General features: G+C 63.8%; 24 protein-coding genes. 17 read left to right on the forward strand and 7 right to left on the reverse strand.

The features are described 5' to 3' along the window. The first annotated feature begins 217 nt into the window (after nucleotides 1-217). The 11 genes from uvrC (at nucleotide 218) to FS320_RS07555 (ending at nucleotide 9,483) form a co-directional block, all read left to right on the forward strand. Nucleotides 218-2,221, forward strand: coding sequence for an excinuclease ABC subunit UvrC (gene uvrC / locus FS320_RS07505; RefSeq protein WP_152710467.1), 2,004 nt, complete (start codon nucleotides 218-220; stop codon nucleotides 2,219-2,221). 127 nt (nucleotides 2,222-2,348) lie between these two features. Beyond that, nucleotides 2,349-2,945, forward strand: coding sequence for a CDP-diacylglycerol--glycerol-3-phosphate 3-phosphatidyltransferase (pgsA, locus tag FS320_RS07510; RefSeq protein WP_152710468.1), 597 nt, complete (start codon nucleotides 2,349-2,351; stop codon nucleotides 2,943-2,945). A 5-nt stretch (nucleotides 2,946-2,950) separates the two neighbouring features. Then, the gene (moaD, locus tag FS320_RS07515; RefSeq protein ID WP_152710469.1) at nucleotides 2,951-3,202 is read left to right on the forward strand and encodes a molybdopterin converting factor subunit 1; all 252 of its coding nucleotides are present in this window, start codon (nucleotides 2,951-2,953) and stop codon (nucleotides 3,200-3,202) included. Between the two features lie 24 nt (nucleotides 3,203-3,226). Then, nucleotides 3,227-3,682: a molybdenum cofactor biosynthesis protein MoaE gene (locus tag FS320_RS07520; RefSeq protein ID WP_152710470.1), complete on the forward strand. Its 456-nt coding sequence runs from the start codon at nucleotides 3,227-3,229 to the stop codon at nucleotides 3,680-3,682. Between the two features lie 66 nt (nucleotides 3,683-3,748). Beyond that, the gene (locus FS320_RS07525) at nucleotides 3,749-4,018 is read left to right on the forward strand and encodes a hypothetical protein (RefSeq protein WP_152710471.1); all 270 of its coding nucleotides are present in this window, start codon (nucleotides 3,749-3,751) and stop codon (nucleotides 4,016-4,018) included. 88 nt (nucleotides 4,019-4,106) lie between these two features. Then, on the forward strand, nucleotides 4,107-5,186 hold the full coding sequence (locus tag FS320_RS07530; RefSeq protein WP_152710473.1) for an IS630 family transposase: 1,080 nt from the start codon (nucleotides 4,107-4,109) through the stop codon (nucleotides 5,184-5,186). Between the two features lie 471 nt (nucleotides 5,187-5,657). After that, nucleotides 5,658-6,704, forward strand: a complete 1,047-nt coding sequence (locus tag FS320_RS07535) for an extensin-like domain-containing protein (RefSeq protein WP_152710475.1) — start codon at nucleotides 5,658-5,660, stop codon at nucleotides 6,702-6,704. Nucleotides 6,705-6,785: 81 nt separating this feature from the next. Continuing rightward, the gene (locus FS320_RS07540; protein WP_152710477.1) at nucleotides 6,786-7,217 is read left to right on the forward strand and encodes a hypothetical protein; all 432 of its coding nucleotides are present in this window, start codon (nucleotides 6,786-6,788) and stop codon (nucleotides 7,215-7,217) included. Beyond that, the gene (locus tag FS320_RS07545) at nucleotides 7,214-7,876 is read left to right on the forward strand and encodes a ribonuclease T2 family protein (RefSeq protein ID WP_152710479.1); all 663 of its coding nucleotides are present in this window, start codon (nucleotides 7,214-7,216) and stop codon (nucleotides 7,874-7,876) included. Before FS320_RS07540 ends, FS320_RS07545 begins: the two co-directional genes overlap by 4 nt. Before the next feature lie 88 nt (nucleotides 7,877-7,964). After that, nucleotides 7,965-8,813: a 23S rRNA (adenine(2030)-N(6))-methyltransferase RlmJ gene (locus tag FS320_RS07550; protein ID WP_152710481.1), complete on the forward strand. Its 849-nt coding sequence runs from the start codon at nucleotides 7,965-7,967 to the stop codon at nucleotides 8,811-8,813. 64 nt (nucleotides 8,814-8,877) lie between these two features. Beyond that, a complete protein-coding gene (locus FS320_RS07555) occupies nucleotides 8,878-9,483 on the forward strand; it encodes a glutathione S-transferase (protein ID WP_152710483.1) in 606 nt (201 codons plus the stop codon). 56 nt (nucleotides 9,484-9,539) lie between these two features. Here FS320_RS07555 and FS320_RS07560 read toward each other — a convergent pair whose 3' ends face one another. After that, nucleotides 9,540-10,181, reverse strand: coding sequence for an outer membrane protein (locus tag FS320_RS07560; RefSeq protein WP_152710486.1), 642 nt, complete (start codon nucleotides 10,179-10,181; stop codon nucleotides 9,540-9,542). A 293-nt stretch (nucleotides 10,182-10,474) separates the two neighbouring features. Between FS320_RS07560 and FS320_RS07565 the strand changes: the two genes are divergently transcribed. Next, nucleotides 10,475-11,230 (forward strand): SDR family oxidoreductase, encoded by a 756-nt coding sequence (locus tag FS320_RS07565; RefSeq protein ID WP_152710488.1) that lies wholly within the window; start codon nucleotides 10,475-10,477, stop codon nucleotides 11,228-11,230. On the opposite strand, the gene pgeF is transcribed toward FS320_RS07565, so the two are convergent. The 3 genes from pgeF to lgt are packed head-to-tail and all read right to left on the reverse strand — an operon-like array spanning nucleotide 11,220 to nucleotide 13,927. After that, the gene (gene pgeF / locus FS320_RS07570; RefSeq protein ID WP_152710490.1) at nucleotides 11,220-11,987 is read right to left on the reverse strand and encodes a peptidoglycan editing factor PgeF; all 768 of its coding nucleotides are present in this window, start codon (nucleotides 11,985-11,987) and stop codon (nucleotides 11,220-11,222) included. The genes FS320_RS07565 and pgeF overlap by 11 nt on opposite strands. 9 nt (nucleotides 11,988-11,996) lie before the next feature. Beyond that, complete coding sequence (locus FS320_RS07575) at nucleotides 11,997-13,073, reverse strand: SAM-dependent methyltransferase (RefSeq protein ID WP_162002914.1); 1,077 nt, start codon at nucleotides 13,071-13,073, stop codon at nucleotides 11,997-11,999. Then, the gene (lgt, locus tag FS320_RS07580; RefSeq protein ID WP_152710492.1) at nucleotides 13,070-13,927 is read right to left on the reverse strand and encodes a prolipoprotein diacylglyceryl transferase; all 858 of its coding nucleotides are present in this window, start codon (nucleotides 13,925-13,927) and stop codon (nucleotides 13,070-13,072) included. The genes FS320_RS07575 and lgt overlap by 4 nt, the downstream gene beginning before the upstream one ends. A gap of 138 nt (nucleotides 13,928-14,065) precedes the next feature. Between lgt and FS320_RS07585 the strand changes: the two genes are divergently transcribed. The 5 genes from FS320_RS07585 (at nucleotide 14,066) to FS320_RS07605 (ending at nucleotide 17,141) form a co-directional block, all read left to right on the forward strand. Then, nucleotides 14,066-14,344 (forward strand): accessory factor UbiK family protein, encoded by a 279-nt coding sequence (locus tag FS320_RS07585; RefSeq protein WP_152710494.1) that lies wholly within the window; start codon nucleotides 14,066-14,068, stop codon nucleotides 14,342-14,344. Between the two features lie 243 nt (nucleotides 14,345-14,587). Continuing rightward, nucleotides 14,588-15,088 (forward strand): type III secretion system chaperone family protein, encoded by a 501-nt coding sequence (locus FS320_RS07590; protein ID WP_152710496.1) that lies wholly within the window; start codon nucleotides 14,588-14,590, stop codon nucleotides 15,086-15,088. A 72-nt stretch (nucleotides 15,089-15,160) separates the two neighbouring features. Further along, entirely contained in the window at nucleotides 15,161-15,988 is an 828-nt protein-coding gene (gene proC, locus FS320_RS07595) for a pyrroline-5-carboxylate reductase (protein ID WP_152710498.1), read from the forward strand. Nucleotides 15,989-16,104: 116 nt separating this feature from the next. Then, entirely contained in the window at nucleotides 16,105-16,761 is a 657-nt protein-coding gene (locus tag FS320_RS07600; protein WP_152710576.1) for a TetR/AcrR family transcriptional regulator, read from the forward strand. A 20-nt stretch (nucleotides 16,762-16,781) separates the two neighbouring features. Next, on the forward strand, nucleotides 16,782-17,141 hold the full coding sequence (locus FS320_RS07605) for a tRNA-binding protein (RefSeq protein WP_152710499.1): 360 nt from the start codon (nucleotides 16,782-16,784) through the stop codon (nucleotides 17,139-17,141). A gap of 65 nt (nucleotides 17,142-17,206) precedes the next feature. Here the strand turns inward: FS320_RS07605 and FS320_RS07610 are convergent, their stop codons facing one another. The 3 genes from FS320_RS07610 to FS320_RS07620 are packed head-to-tail and all read right to left on the reverse strand — an operon-like array spanning nucleotide 17,207 to nucleotide 19,842. Next, nucleotides 17,207-18,574 carry an ATP-binding protein gene (locus FS320_RS07610; RefSeq protein WP_152710501.1) on the reverse strand — a complete coding sequence of 456 codons (1,368 nt, stop codon included), beginning with the start codon at nucleotides 18,572-18,574 and terminating at the stop codon, nucleotides 17,207-17,209. Further along, nucleotides 18,571-19,287 carry a response regulator gene (locus FS320_RS07615; protein WP_152710503.1) on the reverse strand — a complete coding sequence of 239 codons (717 nt, stop codon included), beginning with the start codon at nucleotides 19,285-19,287 and terminating at the stop codon, nucleotides 18,571-18,573. Before FS320_RS07615 ends, FS320_RS07610 begins: the two co-directional genes overlap by 4 nt. Nucleotides 19,288-19,320: 33 nt before the next feature. Beyond that, entirely contained in the window at nucleotides 19,321-19,842 is a 522-nt protein-coding gene (locus FS320_RS07620) for a MarR family winged helix-turn-helix transcriptional regulator (protein WP_152710505.1), read from the reverse strand. Between the last annotated feature and the right edge of the window lie 152 nt (nucleotides 19,843-19,994).

Raw genomic sequence — 19,994 nt, forward strand, 5'->3', positions numbered from 1 at the left:
CTTCTTCCTGAAAATCAAGCACTTCAGACGCATCGCCACGCGCTACGAACAGACCCCACGGGCGTTTATGTCAATCCTTTGCCTCGTCAGCGCGTTCATCTGGACCAAATGAATGTCAACGCGCTCTAGGAGCTTAGCCGTTTAGACCGAACGGTGGGGCTGCGCCAGTTCGTCGGCGGCACTTTCCTCTCGACTCCCGAGCCCTTAAATCACTCCCATGAGTCGCAACACCACCAACGACGTCCCGCCGGACATTCTGGACAACGAGGAAGACGATGAGACCGTCGCCGTCGAAAGCGGGTCCGATGTCGAGTTCGATCTGGAGGTCAATCCGGACTCGGTCCAGCGCGGCACCGAGGTCATCCGGCATTTCTGGACGACCCTTCCCAATGCGCCCGGCGTCTATCGCATGCTCGATGCGAAGGGCGACGTGCTTTATGTCGGCAAGGCGAAGAGCCTGAAGAACCGCGTCGGCTCCTATGCACGGGGGCAGGCGCATTCGAACCGCATCGCCCGGATGATCGGCCAAACCACCTCGATGGAGTTCGTCACCACGGCGACGGAGACCGAGGCGCTGCTGCTCGAGGCCAATCTCATCAAGCAGCTCAAGCCCCGCTACAACGTGCTTCTGCGGGACGACAAGTCGCTGCCCTACATCCTGCTCACCGCCGATCACGAGGCGCCGCAGCTCGTGAAGCATCGCGGCGCCAGGAAGCGCAAAGGAGATTATTACGGCCCCTTCGCCAGCGTCTGGGCGGTGAACCGCACCATCAACGCCTTGCAGCGTGCGTTCCTGCTGCGGTCCTGCAACGACAGCTACTTTGAAAATCGCACGCGGCCCTGCCTGCTGTTCCAGATCAAGCGCTGCTCGGGACCCTGCACCAACGAGATCCCGCATGAGGAATATGCCGGACTTGTGGACGAGGCGCGTGCTTTCCTGTCGGGCAAGTCGAATGCGGTGAAGCAGCGCATCACGGACGAGATGCAGCAGGCGGCGGAGGAGCTCGAGTTCGAGCGCGCTGCGCGCTGTCGCGACCGCCTGGCGGCGCTGTCGGCCATCCAGGGCGTGCAGGGCATCAACACCCAGTCGGTGGAGGAGGCGGACGTCTTCGCGCTCGACGAACAGGCCGGCCAGTTCTGCGTCGAGGTATTCTTTTTCCGCAACTGGCAGAACTGGGGCAACCGCGCCTATTTCCCAAAGGCCGACAAATCCATGAGCCGGGAGGAGGTCCTGGGCTCGTTCATGGCGCAGTTCTATGACGACAAGCCGGCTCCCCGCCTGATCCTGCTCTCGCATGAGATCGAGGATGCCGAGCTCATGGCGGCGGCGCTCTCCACCCGGACCGAGACCAGGGTCGAGATCCATTCGCCCCAGCGCGGCGAGCGGCGCCAGCTCATCGAATACGCGCTGCGCAATGCCCGCGAGGCGCTCGGCCGACGCCTCGCCGACACATCCTCGCAGCAGAAGCTCCTCGTGTCCTTAGGCCAGGCCTTCGGATTGCCGAAGGTGCCAAAGCGTGTGGAGGTCTATGACAACTCACACATCATGGGCACCAATGCGGTGGGCGCCATGGTGGTGGCGGGTGTCAACGGCTTCATGAAGCAGCATTACCGCACGTTCAACATGAAGTCCGAGGACCTTAAGCCCGGCGACGATTACGGCATGATGCGCGAGATGCTGCAGCGCCGTTTCGCCCGCCTGGTGAAGGAGGAGCCGAGAGGCTCGGAGACGGATGGGCAGACGGGAGACGACGCCTTTCCCGCCTGGCCGGACCTCGTCCTGATCGACGGCGGCAAGGGCCAGCTGGAGGCTGCCCGTCAGGCCCTGGCGGACGTAGGTGTGAGCGAAGACGACGTGGCCCTGGTCGGCATCGCCAAGGGACGCGACCGCGATGCCGGGCGCGAGACCTTCTTCAAGCCGGGCCAGCCAGCCTTCAAGATGCCGCCGCGGGATCCCGCGCTCTATTTCGTGCAGCGCCTTCGCGACGAGGCTCACCGCTTCGCCATCGGGGCGCACCGCGCCAAACGGAAAAGGGAGCTGGTGAAGAACCCGCTCGACGAGATCCCCGGCATCGGGCCGACCCGCAAGCGGGCGCTCCTGCACCATTTCGGAACCGTCAAGGCGATCCAGCGCGCGGCCCTGGAGGACCTGATGAAGGCGCCCGGGGTCAATGCCGCCACGGCCCGCGCGGTCTACGATTTCTTCCACGAAAGGGGCTGAGCATGGGTGTCCGCAGATCGAAAGGGCAGCCTGGTCTCACATTGGCGTGTTCGCTGGTTGGCGTCGGTGCGCAACCGGGGTCTGTCCGATTGACGGACGGACCGTCCTCATGCTTCCTGCAGGTGTTATGAAGACCGTTTCCTCCCTGGGCCGCTCGAAGGCTTTCAACCTGGCGAATATGCTGACCTATGGTCGGCTCGCTGCGGTGCCGGCCGTGGTCGGCCTCCTGTTCTGGCCGGACGACCATTGGTCCCGCTGGCTGGCCCTCATCGTGTTCGCCGTAGCGGCGATCACCGATTACCTCGACGGCTATGTGGCGCGGACCTTCGCCCAGCAATCGGCGCTCGGGCGCATGCTCGATCCCATCGCCGACAAGCTTCTGGTGGCGGCAAGCTTGCTCATGCTGGTCGCCGACGGCACCATCAAGGGCTGGGCGCTCTGGGCCGCCATCGTCATCCTCTGCCGCGAGATCCTGGTCTCGGGGCTGCGTGAGTTCCTCGCCGAGCTGAAGGTCAGCGTGCCCGTCAGCCGGGTCGCCAAGTGGAAGACGACGCTCCAGCTCGTCGCCCTGGGCTTTCTGATCGCGGGCCCGGCCGGAGAGACGGTGCTGCCCAACAACACCCTCATCGGCACAATCCTTCTGTGGATTGCCGCCATCCTGACGATCTACACCGGCTGGGATTACTTCAAGAACGGCATCCATCACCTCGTGGACGGAGGCTAGAGGCGATGAAGCTCGTCTATTTCGCCTGGGTGCGTGAGCGGGTCGGCAGGACGGACGAGCAGGTGGTCTTGCCGGAAGGCATCGATACGGTTGCTGATCTGGTGCGCTGGCTGAAGGGCCGAGGCGAGGAATATGAATATGCCTTCGAGAACGAAGGCGTCGTCCGTGCCGCCCTCGATCATGTCCACGTCAAGCCCGAGGCCCGGATCGCCGGGGCACAGGAGATCGCCTTCTTCCCGCCGATGACGGGAGGCTAGCTCCAGTCGAGGCGCAAAAAATCCATGGCAGCAACCATCCGCATCCAGGCCGAGCCCTTCGATGCCGCCGCCGCGACGGCGGCTCTGACCGAGGGGAGGGCGGATATCGGTGCCGTTGTCGCCTTCACAGGCCTGTGCCGGGACGAGGGCGGACGATTGGCGGCCCTCGAACTCGAGCATTACCCAGGCATGGCGGAGGCTGAGATCGGCCGCATCGCCGCGCAGGCTCAGACCCGCTGGCCCCTTCTCGGCCTCACAATCATCCATCGGTTTGGCAGGATCGTGCCGGGTGAGGGGATCGTTCTCGTCCTCACGGCCAGCACCCACCGCCAAGCAGCCTTCGAGGCGGCTTCATTCCTGATGGATTACCTGAAAACCCACGCGCCTTTCTGGAAGCGCGAGCATCTCAAGGATGGCACGACCGGCGCCTGGGTCGAGGCCAAGGAAGCCGACGACCGGGCAGCGGAGAAGTGGCGTTAATCGACGCTTGACGCGGCCTCACGACGGGATGAGCATCGTCCGTGAAATGACATACGGAGACGTCTCATGCGCAGCGTCGTTGTCTTTCTCAGCTTGATCGCGGCAGCCCCGGTCTTGACCCGTTCGGTCCCGGCCCATGAGGTGCCGACGTCGCAGACGGCTCAGGCGCCCGCTCACAATCCGCTCGATTGCTATTGCCGCGCTCAGGGCAAGATGTTCGCGCCCGGAGAGAAGGTCTGTCTCAGGACCGCCGAGGGGCCCAAGCTCGCGCTGTGCCAGATGGAGATCAACGTGATGTCCTGGAGCATCACGGAAGTGTCCTGTCCGGAGACATAAAAACGCTGCCGGAGCGGCAGCGTTGAAACTAGTGTTGTGTCTCTGACGGGTGATCCCGAAATCTGGTCTGACGTGCGATGCTGCTCTGATGGGAAAGATCGAACGCATTGAGGTTCCCGCCGCCGATCGGGATCGCCTGGAGACCCTGGTCCGCGACCGAAACACGCCCCAGAAGGTTGTCTGGCGGGCTCGGATCGTTCTGCTGACGGACGAGGGCTTGCGCGCCACCGAGGTGGCAACTCGCGTCGGCACGAGCACTCTGACGGTACGGCGCTGGCGCCGCCGCTATGCGCAGGCGGGCGTCGACGGGCTTCTCAAGGACGCCACCCGCCCGCCAGGGCGCAAGCCCCTGACGGCAGCGGTGATCCAGCGGGTTGTCGACATGACCCTGCATGAGAAGCCGCCGCGAGCGACGCAGTGGAGCGTGCGCTCGATGGCCGCTGTCACAGGCCTGTCCCACACCAGCGTGCAGCGGATCTGGCACGCCCACGGCCTCAAGCCGCACTTGGTCAAGACCTTCAAGCTGTCCACCGACAAGCCCTTTGTCGAGAAGGTCCAGGATGTGGTCGGCCTGTATCTCGATCCGCCGGACAAAGCCCTGGTACTCGCGGTTGATGAAAAGTCTCAGATCCAGGCGCTCGACCGCACCCAGCCGGGCCTGCCGCTCAAGAAGGGCCGTGCCGGCACCATGACCCACGACTATAAACGACATGGCACCACGACCCTGTTTGCCGCTCTCGATGTGGCGACCGGCACGGTGCTGGGCACCTGCATGAAGCGGCATCGCCATCAGGAGTTCCTGCGCTTCCTGCGCGAGATCAACCGGGCCACGCCAAGACACCTCGACCTGCACCTGATCGTGGACAACTATGCCACCCACAAGCACCCCAAGGTGAAGGCTTGGCTGGCAAAGCATCCGCGCTTTCATCTTCACTTCACCCCGGCTTCGGCTTCGTGGCTCAACCTGGTCGAGCGCTTTTTTGCCCTGATCACCCAGGAGCGCATCCGGCGGGGCGCCTTCACGAGCGTGCCCGATCTGGAAAGCGCGATCATAGACTACCTGGAGCACCACAATGCCGACCCTCGACCCTTTGTCTGGACCGCCTCGGCCTCAGCTATCCTGGAGAAGGTCGCCCGTGCGAAACAAGCGTTAGAGTCACAACACTAGGCGATCGATGCTCGGCTCTCCAAGAACCGTCAATGCTGTCTTAGAAAAGACCGGTAAAAACAGCGCAGATGAAGGAAAAGGAAACGCAGACGGCGGCGATGTTGAGCTTGGACGTCCAGTCCAGATTCGAAGTCAGGTTCATCGAAGCCCCTCTTTCTAAAGGGGTTAATCCCCTATCTGAATGCAGAGGTACCCTATCAAACCTGCGGGATCCTGAGAAGCGCTCCGACAGGGCATGAACGGCAAGACCCCAGGCAATGTAATCGTTAACAAAAAGTTAAACCCTTGTATCGATGGTTGAAATTTTCCCGAAGTTTTTTGCGAAAAAAGTTCCTGCTCGATTCTGTCGCACCCGGCTTTACGGGGGACCCGTGTGTAAAAACGCGCCTCGAAGGCCCGAATCGAGGCGGCTACGGAAGACATTGTTGGCCGTTGACGGGATGTTTACGTCCATGAGCCAGTCTTTCGCCCATGCGTCATGGGTTAGTTGCGTTTTTCGCCCTATCGCTCATCGGGCTTGGGCTTACCGGTTGCGGGCTGTTTCGGTTCGAGCAGCGTGAGCCTTGGCGTGCCCAGGCCGAGGAGGCTTGCCTGTCACAGCGCCTCGTGCAGCCCTCCGCCTATATGGCTCTCAGCTCCAAGATCGACGGGCCGGGCGTCTGCGGCATGGATTATCCGTTCAAGGTCTCGGCCTTCAACAACGGCGCGGTGGGGCTGAAATCGAAGGTCACGCTGGCCTGCCCGATTATTCCCCGGATCGATACTTGGCTCGACGAGATCGTCAGGCCGGCGGCCGAAATGTATTTCGGCGTGCCTCTGGCCGACATCAAGGCGGGCTCCTATTCCTGCCGTCCCCGCAACAACCAGATGGGCGCAAAGGTCTCCGAGCACGCATTCGGCAACGCGCTCGACGTGATGGGCTTCGTCCTGACCGATGGCCGGGAGATCTCCGTGGTCAAGGGTTGGCGGGGAGGGGACGCCACCGAACAGGAATTCCTGCGTGAGGCGTTCGTCGGCGCCTGCCGCTACTTCACCACGGTGCTCGGCCCAGGCTCCGACGCCTTCCATTACGATCACTTCCACATCGACCTGGCACGGCACGATCCCCGCGGCGAGCGGCGCATCTGCAAGCCCATCCTGAAATTCGCCCCGCGAATCGATCCCGAGCGCAGCCGCGAGGCTCTCCAGAGCGCGGCGGCCTCCGGCGACCTGGCCCCGGTCGATCTGGAGCAGGACGTTGCGGATGGGCAGGCCCATATTCCGCCCGCGCCTCCGCCGCCGTCTCCGGTCATGTCCGCTCCGGTCGCTCCGGCGCCGCGCTACTCCTCCGGCGGGAGCTATGCCGCCGATCTGCCGGGGCCGAATGCGGGATCCTCAAGGCTTTCGCCACCCCAGGCCTATCCGCAAGCTCCGCTTCCGCCGGCGGGCCGCCCGCTCGAACAGACCTATGCTCCGCCCAGGCCGCAGGGGCGTTCCGCAGGCCAGCCGATGATGCTCAACAGCCACGCCATCTATTAAAGCGTAAGCGGATCTTGACCTTCGCGGGCGCCGCCCACATGGTCGCTGTTACACGGTCTGAAGACTTGGTGGAGCATTCGAATGAAGTGGCTGGCGGCTTTCATCTTCTGCACGCTGTTGAGCGCCCCTGCGCTTGCGCGCGAGGTCACGCCCGCGGAACGGCGGGACGAGCCTTTCGACGCCTCCCTGCCGGCCTGCGCCGATCCCTCCGTGCTCCGGGACATCAGCTCGCGATTCTCGCATAAGGAAGGCCGGTTCTGGAATTCCGACCTCAAGCTGATCGGCTTCGAGCGCGTTCAGGAAGTCGCGTGGCGCCCCTGGGGGCTCGACTACATCCCCCGCCGCTTCTGCACCGGCACGGTGATCGTGTCCGACGGCTTCAAGCGCCGGATCAACTTCTCGATCCGTGAGGATCTCGGCTTCATCGGGATCGGCTGGAACACGGAGGCCTGCGTCGACGGCCTCGACCGCAACTATGCCTTCGCGCCGCATTGCAAGCAGGCGGCCCCTTGATCCTGCGCTGGTGCCTTGCCTTCGCGGGTGCCTGCCTTCTCTCGATCCAGCCTTCCGCGGCCCAAGGCGCTCGGGAGGCGAGGGGCGCCCCGATGGGGCAATTCGACTTCTATGTCCTGGCTCTCTCCTGGTCGCCCGGCTTCTGCGAGAACAGCGGCAGCCGGAACCGGCAATGCGACAGCGGCAGTGGTCTCGGCTTCGTGACCCACGGCCTGTGGCCCCAGCGGGAGCAGGGCTATCCCAGTTTCTGCGAGCCCAATGGCCGCTTCGTCCCGCAGGCGGCGCTGGCCGACGCCAACGGCCTGTTCCCGGACGATAACCTGGCGCGCTATCAATGGCGCAAGCACGGGACCTGCACGGGCGAGTCGCCGAGCGGTTATTTCCGTGCGGTCCGGCAAGCTCGCGAACTCGTGCGCGTTCCGGACGGGTTCAAAGCCTTGGACAGCCGGTCCAAGGTGCTGCCGAGCGAGATCGAACGCGCCTTCATGAATGCCAATCCGGGCTTGCGTTCCGATATGATTTCCGTTTCCTGCGGACGGCGTATCTTTCAGGAGGTTCGCATCTGCCTTGCCAAGGATCTGCGCGGCTTTCGCCAGTGTCCGGAGGTCGACGGCGACGGTTGCCGCACGGGCGAGATTACGGTCCCGGCGGTGAGATAGGACATCGAACGAGCGCCCAAAAAGGAGATGAGCATCGGATCGATCCCGAAAGTGAGGTCCCTTTTGGGTCCGATGCCTTAGGACGACAATGAACTATCGCCATGCCTTTCACGCCGGCAATTTCGCCGACGTCATGAAACACGCTCTCCTGGTGCGCATCCTGGTTTATCTGCAGCGCAAGGAGACTCCGCTACGCGTCATCGACACCCATGCGGGGATCGGGCTCTACGACCTCGCCGGAGACGAGGCCGGACGAACGGGAGAATGGGTCGACGGGATCGGGCGCCTGGGCGACGCCTTTTCGCCTGAGGTCGAAGAAATCCTCGCGCCCTACCGGAGCGTGGTTGCCGACGTGCGTGCGCGGCATGGCGAGGCGGCCTATCCCGGTTCGCCCGCCATCGTGCGCGAGCTTCTGCGGCGGCAGGACCGGGGCGTGTTCGTGGAACTGCACCCGGCCGATCACGAGGTGCTGAGCGATGCCTTCAATGAAGTCACGAATCTCAAGGTGATGCATCTCGACGGATGGACGGCGCTTCACGCCCTCGTCCCACCGAAGGAGAAGCGCGGTCTCGTGCTCATCGATCCGCCTTACGAGAAGCCGAACGAACTGGACCGGCTCGGGACGGAGTTGATCATCGCTTTGAAGAAATGGCCGACCGGAGTCTATGCCGGCTGGTATCCCATCAAGGATGCGGGCCCCGTCGATGCGGTGGCGGCACGACTGCATGAGGAGAGCGCACGCCCCGGCTTGCGTCTCGAGCTCTATGTGGATGACCCGCGCGATCCGTCGCGCCTGAACGGCAGCGGCCTCTTCGTCATCAATCCGCCTTGGTCCCTGAGGGAGGAGGCGGAAAAGCTGCTCCCGGCTTTGGCGGAGCGCCTGTCGCGCAGCGGCTATGGCGCTTATCGCTGTGAAGCCTTCGGGCCTCCTGCTTAAAGCGGATTGCCGTTTGAGACACGAGCGTTCATGACTCCTGCCATTATCTCAATAGGGGTCACCAATGCTCGTTCTCCGTTCCTCACCCGCATCGCCCTTCGGCCGGAAGGTCAAACTCTCGGCGTCGATTCTCGGGCTGTCCGATCGCATTCAGATCGTCGACGCGGATACCTTGAACCCTGAGGATTCCATCCGGCAGCAGAATCCGCTGGGCAAGATCCCCGCGCTCCTTCTGGAGAACGGCGACGTGCTCTACGATTCCCGCGTGATCGTGGATTATCTCGATCATCTCGCCGGAGGCGCGGGCATCATTCCGAACGGTCCGGAGCGATTTACCGCCCTGCGCGATCAGGCGCTTGCCGACGGCATCATGGATGCGGCGCTACTGCAGGTCTATGAAGGCCGCTTCCGCACCGAGGACAAGCACGAGCCGAAATGGGTCAGCCACCAGGCGGACAAGGTGCGCCGTGGCCTCGATCACGCGGAGGCCCGTCTCTCGGAAGCAGGCCAGCCTCTCCATATCGGCCAGATCGCTCTCGCCTGTGCGCTGGGCTATCTCGATCTGCGCTTCGGGGGCCGCTGGCGCGAGAGCTATCCCAAGCTCGTCGCCTGGCTGGCGGATTTCGAATCCCGCGTCCCGGCCTATGCCAAGACCAGAGTGACGCCATGAAACGAAAAAGGCCCGGGTGTTGACCCGGGCCTTGTCTGTCTCCGAGGAGACGGATCTTAGTAGGTGCCGAAGCGGAAGTTCAGGCCGGCGCGAACCACACCGAACTCGGCGTCGCTGTCGATGCCCAGGAAGTTGTCGTCCTGGTCGAGGTTGACGTACAGGCCTTCGACCTTGGCCGACAGGTTGTTGGTGAAGGCGTACTCGAGACCACCACCGACGGTCCAGCCCGTGGCGTCGTCCGCGAAGGCGAAACCACCGGTGGCGTAGATCAGGGCGCGGTCGAAGGCCACACCGGCGCGAGCGCGCACGGTGCCGAACCAGTCGCTGTTGTTGAAGTCGTCGTCAGCGATGCCGTCACGATCGAAGTCGAAGCGGTCGTCGCCACCGAAGTCGGCGTACTGGATGTCGCCTTCGAGACCGACCACGAACGAGCCGATCTGGTAGTTGTAGCCCGCCTGAGCGCCGCCGACGAAGCCGCCTTCGTCGTCGAGGTCGAAGCGCACGCCGCCGACCGTGATGCTGTCATTGGCGTTCCAGCCGTAGCCGGCGTTCACACCGACGTAGAAGCCCGTCCAGGTGAAAACCGGAACAGCGGCAATGATCGGAGCCGGGGGAGCAGCGCGGACCGGAAGGTCCGCAGCGGAAGCAGCTCCGGCAAAGCCGAGGAGAGCGACGCTGGCGAGAAGAATCTTCTTCATGGTTTCTCTTTCCTAATCGATGTCATGCGGGCTCAACCCAAATTTCGTTGGGCCAGCCAAGCACTGTCCGTTTATAGAGCGACAACCGGTCGAAGGCTGTGACCTGACAACCACAGCAGCTGAAGACCACCATGGCAGGATTGTGGCGGCAATGTGCGAGTTTCCCCTTGCGTCATCGCTGGAGTCCATAACGCGCAGCTTGGCCGTTGGTTCGACGTCATAGCGAAAAAATGTCATTTTCTTGTCCACCGCACTGAACTGCTGTGATGTGCTTACATTTCAAGGGGTTGATTATGAACAAAGCCGCTCTCGTGACCGGCGGGGCGCAACGCATCGGGCGGCGAATCGTCGAACGGCTCGCCGGGGAGGGCTATGCTGTGGCGATCCACTGTCGCCGCTCGACCGACGAGGCGGAGACAATGGCAGCCCGCATCAGAGAGGCGGGCGGGCAGGCCGCCGTCCTCCGAGCCGACCTGGCGGATGCCGGTGCGGTCGAGCGCCTTGTACCGGAGGCGGTCCGGGTCTTGGGTCCGCTGTCCCTGCTCGTCAACAATGCGTCCGAGTTCGAGCCCGACGAGGTCGGCACGCTCTCGCAGGACCGTTGGGACCGGCATTTCGCCGTCAACTTACGCGCGCCGGCCTTCCTCGCCCGCGACTTCGCGCATCAGCTTCCCGCCGATGGACAAGGCTGCATCGTCAACATCGTCGACCAGCGCGTGTGGAAGCTGACGCCTCAGTTCTTTTCCTACACGCTCACCAAGGCGGCACTGTTCTCCGCCACGCAGACGATGGCGCAGGCACTGGCACCACGCATCCGCGTCAACGCCATCGGGCCTGGTCCCACTTTGTCGAATGTGCGCCAGGGCGATGGGGATTTCGCCAAGCAGAGCGAGGCGGTGCTGCTGGGCCGCGGCGGCACGCCGGACGAGATCGCCGATGCGGTGCTTTATCTTGCGAAAGCCCGCAGCGTCACCGGCCAGATGATCGCCGTCGACGGCGGCCAGCATCTTGCCTGGGAGACCCCGGACGTGGCCGGCATCAGGGAGTGAGCGTAATCGCCGAGATCAGCCGGCCGTAATCCGGCTCCTTGCGATGGGTGGTGCGGCGGTAGCTGAAGAACCGTTCCGCGTCGGAATAAGTGCAGAGTCCGAGATTGGTGAATTCGCCGACACCGGCGGCCTCGAGCCGCGCGCCGATGAAGCCAGGGAGGTCGAACATGGCATGGTCCGGCTTCTCGGCTTCCCGGAAGAAGCGCATGTGCCCTGGCACCTCTTCGGCGAAGCGCCTGATGAAGTCCGGGCCGACTTCATAGGCATTCTGGCTGATCGTCGGGCCGAGCACCGCAACGATCTTTTCGCGCCGAGCGCCGAGCCGCTCCATGGCCGTAAGGGTGGATTCGAGCACGCCGGTCACGGCGCCGCGCCAGCCTGCATGGGCAGCCCCGATCACGCGCGCCTCCGCATCCGCAAACAGCACCGGCCCGCAATCCGCCGTGGTGATGCCGAGTGCGAGACCGGGTGTGGCCGTCACCATGGCGTCCGCCTTGGGCCGCTCTCCCCGCCAGGGGCCCTCCACGATGACCGCATCGGGCGAATGGACCTGATGGACGCTGATCAGGGCATCGTGCTTTGCACCCAGCGCCGCCGCCATGCGGCGGCGGTTCTCCTGCACCTTCGCGGGCTCGTCCGACGACCCGATGCCGCCGTTGAGGGAGGCATAGATCCCGTCCGAGACGCCACCCTGGCGGGTGAAGAAGGCATGGCGGATGCCGGAATGGGAGGCGAGGGCAGGCGCTTGAATGAACATGGCTCGATCTTAGGAAGAGGGAGACAGGGCGGGCAATCCGGGAACGGCTTCGATCCCTTCATGTGTAACGGCTAAAACCTTAAACAGATCACCCATCCCCGTCGGGCCGCGCTCCGTCAGGCGCGCCAGCGCCCGGTCGATATCGGCGGTCTGTGCCGGTGTGGCGCGCGCCTTCAAGGCGGAGGCCCTGGCCTCGATTCCGAGCGCCTGGAGAAAATCCCCCTGGGTGACGATGCCGTGAGGCCTGGCGTCCTGCGCGGCGGCGGCCTGGGCGAGGCGATGGAAGTCGACATGGGTCGTGAGATCCGCTTCCCCCGGCTCCTCCAGGGGATCAACCGGTTTGTGCGCTTTGAGCGCCTGCAGCGTGTCTCCGAAAGCCGGGCCGCAATAGCCGTAATCCAGGATCAGGGCTGCTCCCATATCATGGGCCAGTCGACGGACGAGTTCGCTCATCACGTCGATGGCGGCGGCCGGCCATTCGAGGATGTCACCGGGCTTCAATGGCTTGCCGAGAGCGGGCTCCGGCTCTGGGCGCAGGCCGAAGATCAGGCGTTCGCCCTCCAATCCGACCAAGCGCTCGCACCAGCCGCGCTCGGTACCGACGAACTGGCGCACCGGCAAAGCATCGAAGAACTCGTTGGCGACGAGAAGGATCGGGCCCGGAGGCACATCCTCGATCCGATCGTGCCAGTGAAGCGAGAAGCCCGAGGGGGCGAGGGCGGCCTGCTGCTTCCGCTTCAGGGACGGGCTCGTCTCGACGAGATGCACGGTGGCGGCCGCCTTGAAGTCGGGCAGGAGCCGCGTCGCCCGCAGCAGATCGGCCATGAGGGTGCCGCGGCCTGGCCCCAGCTCGACGAGACGGCAATCGGTGGGGCGCCCCATCCCGTTCCAGACCTCCAGCATCCACAGGCCGATCAGCTCGCCGAACATCTGGCTGATCTCGGGAGCCGTGGTGAAGTCGCCGGCCACACCCAGCGGGTCGCGGGTCGCGTAGTAGTGCCTCAGGCACAGGCTCATATAGCGCTCGACCGTAATCGGCCCTTCGAGCGCGATCAACTCGCGCAAGCTGTCCTTCAGCGGGCTCACGCGGCCTCAACCGTTTTCGAGGGCCGCGTATAGCCGCGCGCCGCCATGACGATGAAGCCGGCGCCGACCAGCGCCATGGGGACGGACAGAAGCATCCCCATGGTAATGCCGCCGCTGAGCGCCTGCACCGAGGATCCGAACAGGAAGCCCAGCTGTGCGTCCGGTTCGCGGAAGAATTCGCAGACGATGCGGGCCACCGCATAGCCCAGCACGAAGATGCCGCCGAGGAGGCCAGGACGGCGGAAGCCGAAGCGGCGTGCGGCAAAGGCCATGACGATGAACAGGATCAGGCCCTCGCCCAAGGCCTCATAAAGCTGGCTTGGATGGCGCGGCTCCGGACCTGCATGAGGAAACACCACCGCATAGGGAAAATCGGGGGCGGGGCGGCCCCAGAGCTCGCCATTGATGAAATTGGCGATGCGCCCGAAGAACAGCCCGATGGGTGTGACCACCGCCGCCATGTCGAGCATGGCCAGCGGGTTGAGCCCGCGCGAGCGGGCAAAGAGCACGATGGCGAGCACCGCTCCGAGGAAGCCGCCATGGAAGGACATGCCGCCGCGCCAGATGGCGAAAATCTCCAGGGGATGGGAGAGATACGAGGCCAGATTGTAGAACAGCACGTAGCCGACCCGCCCACCGAGCACGACGCCGAGGGCCACCCACACGATGAGATCGTCCACGTCGATGGGCTTGGGCTGTCTCAACCCGCCCCAGAGATCGGCCTTTGCCGCGAGGCGCTTGGCATAGAACCAGCCGCCCAGGAGGCCGGCCACATAGGCGAGGGCATACCAGCGGATCGCAAAGGGACCGATGGAAATCGCCACGGGATCGATGATGGGAAAGGAGAGCGGCATAAGCGGGCCTTGTTCGAATGCGACGCCATTGGACCCGCCGGGACCGGATCGTCAACCCTGTTGCAGTTTGCGGCGAATGTGCCCATGTGTGACGTTCCAGGGCTTCAAAAGCCCGTCGAACGCTGCGGATTTGCACCCATGACTCAATCGTCCAACCGGATCTTCGATGAACTCGCCCGCTTCGCCACCGATGCCGCGGGAGCGGCACAAGGTGTTCGGAAAGAGGTCGAGAGCGTGGTCCGCAGCCAGTTCGAGCGCCTGATCAAGGATATGGACGTCGCCACCCGCGAGGAGGTCGAGGTTCTGCGCGAGATGGTGACGGCAGCCCGCGAGGAGAACGAGCGGCTCCAGGTCCGGGTGAAGGACCTCGAGGCGAAACTGGCTTCCAGCGCTGGCGTGAATCCTGCGACCCCTTGAACCGAGCGGGAATCCGATCTGCGCCCGGCGCGGGGCTCCTGTTGTGGACAGGTGAATCCGGCGCATTGTGACAAAGGCCGAAATCTAACACTGTCGATTCATAAGCTGATTCGAGGCGGCGACGGCGGGACCTCCGAATATCGAAGGTATTCTGAGTACTTCTTTCGAATAGTGCCCGGATCAACGCAATGGTGTTGCCCGATATGTTTACCATATTCAGGCAAGTGAGCGTCCAGGATCGACATGTCGCAGATTCATCTTGAAATCGATCGCTCGGAACATCCTCTCGATGTGGTCGAGCGTCTCGCTTCCTTGCGGTACTGGATCTTCGATCGGGCCGAAGCGGACGAGATGTCCATTTCGGTGGCAGGCCGCTGGGCGGATTACGACGTCGCCTTCACGTGGATCGAGGACGTGGAGGCCATGCATATGGCCTGCGCCTTCGATCTCAAGGTTCCCGAGCGGCGGCGGCAGGAGGTGCTCCAGCTCATCGCCTCCGTCAACGAGCAGCTCTGGGTCGGGCATTTCGACCTGTGGAGCACGGAAAACGTGGTGATGTTCCGCCATGCCCTGCTGCTGGCGGGCGGAGCTGATCCGACCGACGGACAATGCGAAACCATGCTGCGGGTCGCGGTCGAAGCCTGCGAGCGATATTTCCAAGCGTTCCAGTTCGTGATCTGGGCCGGTAAGTCCGCCCGCGAGGCTCTCGACTCTGTCCTGTTCGAAACAGAGGGCGAGGCTTAAACCTGCCTCGACAGGGCAGGGCGGGCGTGAATAGAGTGCGGCCTCCCGCATTCATTCCGTCAGGTTAAGCCCATGTCGTCGAACGCTTCCCATCTGCCGTCATCTCTCATTCTCGTCGGCGCCGGCAAGATGGGTGGTTCCATGCTGGAGGGCTGGCTCAAGGTCGGCATGAAGCCTGAGGGCGTGACCGTTATCGATCCGCGCCCGTCGGAGGAGATGACGCAGTTCTGCCGGACGAACGGCATCTCCTTGAATCCGGCCGATCCTGCTGCCGCGGATGTGCTGATACTGGCCATCAAGCCGCAGATGCTCGACGAGGCTGCCCCCGCTCTGAACGGGTATCTCGGGCCCAAGACCCTCATCATCTCCATTCTTGCCGGCAAGACCATCGCGGATCTGCGCTCCAGGCTTCCCGCTTCCAGCGCCATCGTGCGCGCCATGCCGAACCTTCCCGCCAGCATCGGGCGAGGGGCGACCGGAGCTGCCGGCAACGAGAAGGTGAGCGAGACGCAGCGCCTGACCGCCGATGCGCTTTTGAGCAGCAACGGCATCGTCGAATGGCTGCCTTCCGAGGACCTGATCGATGCGGTCACGGCCGTGTCGGGTTCCGGCCCAGCCTATGTGTTCCATCTGGTGGAATGCCTCACTGACGCCGGAACGGCTGCCGGCCTTCCGCCGGATCTGGCGCAACGCCTTGCGCGGGCCACGGTGACCGGCGCGGGGGAACTCCTGTTCCAGAGCGACCTGCCGCCCGCCACGCTCCGACAGAACGTCACCTCTCCCGGCGGCACCACGGCAGCCGCGCTCGAAGTCCTCATGGCCGAGCCGAACGGACTGAAGGCGCTCATGCGCGAGGCCGTGGCGGCTGCCAAGCGGCGTGCGGAGGAACTCGCGGGCTGAGCCTTGGGCTTGGTTCGATCAGCCCCTAGATTAAGCTTCAACGGCATATTCTCAGGAGATCCATCGTGACCGCTGACGTTCCCACGGATAAGCGCAAGGCCATCCTCGAGGCGCTCATGGATCTCGCCGCACGGCGGTCCTGGAGCGAGATCGAGATCGGCGATGTCGCGAAGGCCGCCAATGTGTCCCTTGCCGAGTTCCGCGATTTCTTCCCCTCAAAGGGCGCCGTGCTCGGTGCGCTCTCGCGCCAGATCGACCGGCAGGTGCTGGAGGGTACGACCGACGACCTCGCGGGGGAGCCCGCGCGCGAGCGCATCTTCGATGTGCTGATGCGCCGCTTCGATGCGTTGCAGCCCCATAAGCAGGCTCTACGGCGGATTTTCCAGGATCTGCAATACGATCCTGTGTCGCTTGCCGCTCTCAATCAGGTGTCGCTCAATTCCCAGCGCTTCATGCTCGCCGCTGCCGGCATCAACACCGAAGGGCCGCTCGGAAAGCTGAAGCTCCAGGGCGCGGTTCTGGTCTATGCCAACACCATGCGCACATGGCTGGACGACGACGACCCGACGCTCGCCAAGACCATGGCGCGGCTCGACCGCGAACTGCGCCGGGCCGAGCGCATCCTGGAAGGCGCCGAGGACCTGCGCCGCCTGAGCGCACCCCTGCGCGCGGTCGGACGGGCCTTGATGCAGGGTCGCCGATCAACCCGCTCGGAGACACGCCGCACCGGTGAAGGCAACGGCGATACGCAGAATCCCGCGGCGGCCATCTGACACGAGATCAAGGGGCAAGAATGGATCAGGTGAGTCCGACAACCGCGCCGATCACGTTCGACGATTTCCTGAAGGTCGACATTCGAGTCGGCCGGATCGTTGCCGTGGAGCCGTTCCCGCAGGCGCGCAAACCGGCGTTCAAGCTCACTGTCGATTTCGGGCCTGAGATCGGCATCAAGCGCTCTTCGGCACAGATCACGGTGAACCATTCACCGGAGGATCTCGTCGGATCGCTGGTGATGGCGGTGGTGAACTTTCCGCCGCGCCAGATCGGGCCGTTCATGTCGGAGGTTCTGACGCTCGGCGTGCCGGATGCCAATGGCGACGTCATGCTGATCCGTCCGGATCGCGACGTTCCGGTGGGCGGACGTCTCTATTAGTACCAACACGGATGTATTCCGAGGCTGCGGAGCAGAGCCCGAGATGGCGTCATGCGTGAAGGGGCCTACGCCGGCAGCCGCACCGTTGCGCGCAAGCCGCCGAGCGGGCTTTCTCCGAGCACGATGTCGCCGCCGTGGGAGCGCGCGACGTCGCGGGCGATGGCAAGGCCGAGGCCCGATCCGCCCTCGTCCTGATTGCGCGCTTCGTCCAGCCGCACGAACGGCTTAAAGACTTCCTCGCGCATGTCGGCCGGGATGCCCGGCCCGTCGTCGTCCACATGCAGAACGAGCCAGCGCGTTTCGTGGTTGGCGGTGATTTCGATCCGGTCGCCATGTCGTGCGGCATTGCCGACCAGGTTGAACAGCAGGCGACGGAAGGCGTCGGGCCGCACCGTGATCATCGGGTCGCCGATGATGTCGAGTTCCGTCACATGGCCTTGGCGCTCGGCATCGGACTGCACCTCTTCGAGGAGCTGACGCAGATCGGTTGCGACCGCCTGCTCGCCCGCATCGCCGCCTTCGCCGCGCGCGAAGGCGAGATAGCCTTCGAGCATGCGGCTCATCTCGTCCACGTCGCGCTTGAGGTCGTCGACCTCCGGCGTCTGGCCCAGGAAGACGAGCGAGAGCTTGAAGCGTGTGAGAATGGTACGCAGGTCGTGGCTGACGCCGTTCAGCATCGTGGTGCGCTGTTCGATGTTACGCTCGATGCGTCGCTTCATTTCCATGAACGCGTGGCCTGCCTGGCGCACCTCGCGCGCGCCGCGCGGACGGAACTCGATCTCGCGGCCCTTGCCCAATGCTTCGGCGGCTTCCGCAAGCCGCAGGATCGGCCTGATCTGGTTGCGCAGGAACAGGATCGCGATGCCAAGCAGCACGAAGGACGAGCCTCCCATCCATACGAGGAAGATATGCGAATTGGAGGCATAGGCCTGGCTGCGTCGTGCAAGAATGCGCATGACGTCGTTCTGATCGAGCTTGATGCGCACTTCCACATAGCTCGAACGCCCGACCGTATCGATCCAGTACGGACGGTCGATCTGGCGCCGCAGCTCGTCGGTCAGGGTCTCGTCGAGAATGTCGAAGAAGGGCTTTGGGCCGGGCGGTGGCAGATCGGTGTTGCGCAGGATGTCCACATCGAGCTGCAGGCGTTCCGATGCGATGCGCGCGAGCGTGCTTGCATCCTTGTCCTGCGGATAGCTCTCATAGATGTCGATGAGTGCCGCGATATCCGCCGTGACAGCCGAGGACAGGCGCCGCGTGACGAGCTGATAGTGTCGCTCCATGAACACGTAGGCGACGACGGATTGCAGCAGAATGACGGGCGCGATGATGATGATGAGCGCGCGGGCGTAAAGCCCTTTCGGCAGGAAGCGGCCGAACCAGCGCGCGACATGGTCGAGGGGCGAATAGCGTAGGGTCGCTCCGATCTTCATCGATCGATCACGAGGCGATAGCCGATGCCGCGCACGGTCTGGAGAAAGTTCGGGTTGGCGGGGTCGATCTCGATCTTGCGGCGCAGCCGGTTGATCTGAACGTCGACTGTGCGCTCATTGGCGGCAATGCCGTTGCCGGCGAGCGCCTCACGCGGAACGTTGTCGCCGGCATGGCTGCCGAGGATCGTCAGGATCTCGCGCTCCCGCTCAGTGATGCGCACCACCTCATCCTCGCGCCGCAGCTCGCCGCGGTCGAAGCGATACGAGAAGGGGCCGAAATGGATGACCTCCGGCACGTCGGCGCTCGGCGCGCCCGGCACGGGCAGAGCACGCTTGAGGATGTTGCCGAGGCGCAGCAGCAGCTCGCGCGGCTCGAAGGGCTTGGGCAGGTAGTCGTCCGCGCCGATTTCCAGGCCCGTCACCCGGTCGGACGCATCGGCCCGCGCCGTGAGCATCAGGATCGGCACCTGCGAATGCTCACGCAGGCTGCGGGCATATTCGAACCCGGTTTCGCCCGGCATCATCACGTCGAGCACGAGGGCATCGAAGACGAAATTTCCTGCCTTCGCCCGCGCTTCTGCCGCACTGGCTGCGGCCGTCACCCGGTAGCCGTTCTCGGTGAGAAATCGGGCCAGCAGGTCGCGCAGGCGGCGATCGTCATCGACCACGAGGACGTGCGGGGCATGGTCGGGAATGTCGATGCGTGCATCCATCGGGCTTCAAGCTGCTTTGTCGGGCCCTGCTTATCAGGTTTCCGGGGGCCCGAATACGAGCTGCTTCACATGGGCGCTGTCGTCCGGATCGATGAGGCGCAGAAGGTAGCGGCTGACCGTATCCTTCGCCTCGGGCTCCATCTCGGACAGGGCCCGCATGATGCGGCGGGTCTGAAGCTTGGCGAGTTTCAAGGCCAAATCACGACCTTTGGCGGTGGCAAAGAGCAGCCGCTGGCGCCGGTCGGAGGTGCCCATCCGGCTCTCGATGAAATCCTTCTCGATGAGTTCCTTCAGTACCCGGTTGAGGCTCTGTTTCGTGATCCTCAGGATATCCAGGAGTTCCGCAATCGTCAGGCCCGGCTGGCGGCTGACGAAGTGCAGGACCCGGTGATGGGCCCGCCCGAAGCCATATTCGTCCAGGATCCTGTCGGGATCGCTGACGAAGTCGCGATAGGCGAAGAAGAACAATTCGATGAGGTCATAGGCCGGCTGCTCGGTCAGGATATCCTTGTCGGGCTGCTGAGATTTCAAAGCCGGAATTGCGTCTGGTACCATCCTGTTCCCATTTTTTATGTCAGCCTTGTTGACATATCTCAGGACGATTGTTACTCGTCAAGCCGCTTCTGCGAAATGAATGAAATTGAAATCGCCCTGAAGCGAACCGGAAATTACACGGCCCCGGTTGCCACAAAGGTCGGCATGCAAGG

This window comes from Microvirga tunisiensis, assembly GCF_009296175.1.
GTDB lineage: Bacteria > Pseudomonadota > Alphaproteobacteria > Rhizobiales > Beijerinckiaceae > Microvirga > Microvirga tunisiensis.

Coding starts and splice junctions, on each gene's coding strand:
- FS320_RS07540 (WP_152710477.1), top strand. CDS start 6,786: ATGAAGTGGCTGGCGGCTTTCATCTTCTGCACGCTGTTGAGCGCCCCT.
- FS320_RS07605 (WP_152710499.1), top strand. CDS start 16,782: ATGGATCAGGTGAGTCCGACAACCGCGCCGATCACGTTCGACGATTTC.
- FS320_RS07565 (WP_152710488.1), top strand. CDS start 10,475: ATGAACAAAGCCGCTCTCGTGACCGGCGGGGCGCAACGCATCGGGCGG.
- FS320_RS07520 (WP_152710470.1), top strand. CDS start 3,227: ATGGCAGCAACCATCCGCATCCAGGCCGAGCCCTTCGATGCCGCCGCC.
- lgt (WP_152710492.1), bottom strand. CDS start 13,927: ATGCCGCTCTCCTTTCCCATCATCGATCCCGTGGCGATTTCCATCGGT.
- FS320_RS07555 (WP_152710483.1), top strand. CDS start 8,878: ATGCTCGTTCTCCGTTCCTCACCCGCATCGCCCTTCGGCCGGAAGGTC.
- proC (WP_152710498.1), top strand. CDS start 15,161: ATGTCGTCGAACGCTTCCCATCTGCCGTCATCTCTCATTCTCGTCGGC.
- moaD (WP_152710469.1), top strand. CDS start 2,951: ATGAAGCTCGTCTATTTCGCCTGGGTGCGTGAGCGGGTCGGCAGGACG.
- FS320_RS07530 (WP_152710473.1), top strand. CDS start 4,107: ATGGGAAAGATCGAACGCATTGAGGTTCCCGCCGCCGATCGGGATCGC.
- FS320_RS07590 (WP_152710496.1), top strand. CDS start 14,588: ATGTCGCAGATTCATCTTGAAATCGATCGCTCGGAACATCCTCTCGAT.
- FS320_RS07620 (WP_152710505.1), bottom strand. CDS start 19,842: ATGGTACCAGACGCAATTCCGGCTTTGAAATCTCAGCAGCCCGACAAG.
- FS320_RS07600 (WP_152710576.1), top strand. CDS start 16,105: ATGGATCTCGCCGCACGGCGGTCCTGGAGCGAGATCGAGATCGGCGAT.
- FS320_RS07535 (WP_152710475.1), top strand. CDS start 5,658: ATGCGTCATGGGTTAGTTGCGTTTTTCGCCCTATCGCTCATCGGGCTT.
- FS320_RS07610 (WP_152710501.1), bottom strand. CDS start 18,574: ATGAAGATCGGAGCGACCCTACGCTATTCGCCCCTCGACCATGTCGCG.
- pgsA (WP_152710468.1), top strand. CDS start 2,349: ATGAAGACCGTTTCCTCCCTGGGCCGCTCGAAGGCTTTCAACCTGGCG.
- FS320_RS07615 (WP_152710503.1), bottom strand. CDS start 19,287: ATGGATGCACGCATCGACATTCCCGACCATGCCCCGCACGTCCTCGTG.
- FS320_RS07525 (WP_152710471.1), top strand. CDS start 3,749: ATGCGCAGCGTCGTTGTCTTTCTCAGCTTGATCGCGGCAGCCCCGGTC.
- uvrC (WP_152710467.1), top strand. CDS start 218: ATGAGTCGCAACACCACCAACGACGTCCCGCCGGACATTCTGGACAAC.
- FS320_RS07585 (WP_152710494.1), top strand. CDS start 14,066: ATGACTCAATCGTCCAACCGGATCTTCGATGAACTCGCCCGCTTCGCC.
- pgeF (WP_152710490.1), bottom strand. CDS start 11,987: ATGTTCATTCAAGCGCCTGCCCTCGCCTCCCATTCCGGCATCCGCCAT.
- FS320_RS07550 (WP_152710481.1), top strand. CDS start 7,965: ATGAACTATCGCCATGCCTTTCACGCCGGCAATTTCGCCGACGTCATG.
- FS320_RS07560 (WP_152710486.1), bottom strand. CDS start 10,181: ATGAAGAAGATTCTTCTCGCCAGCGTCGCTCTCCTCGGCTTTGCCGGA.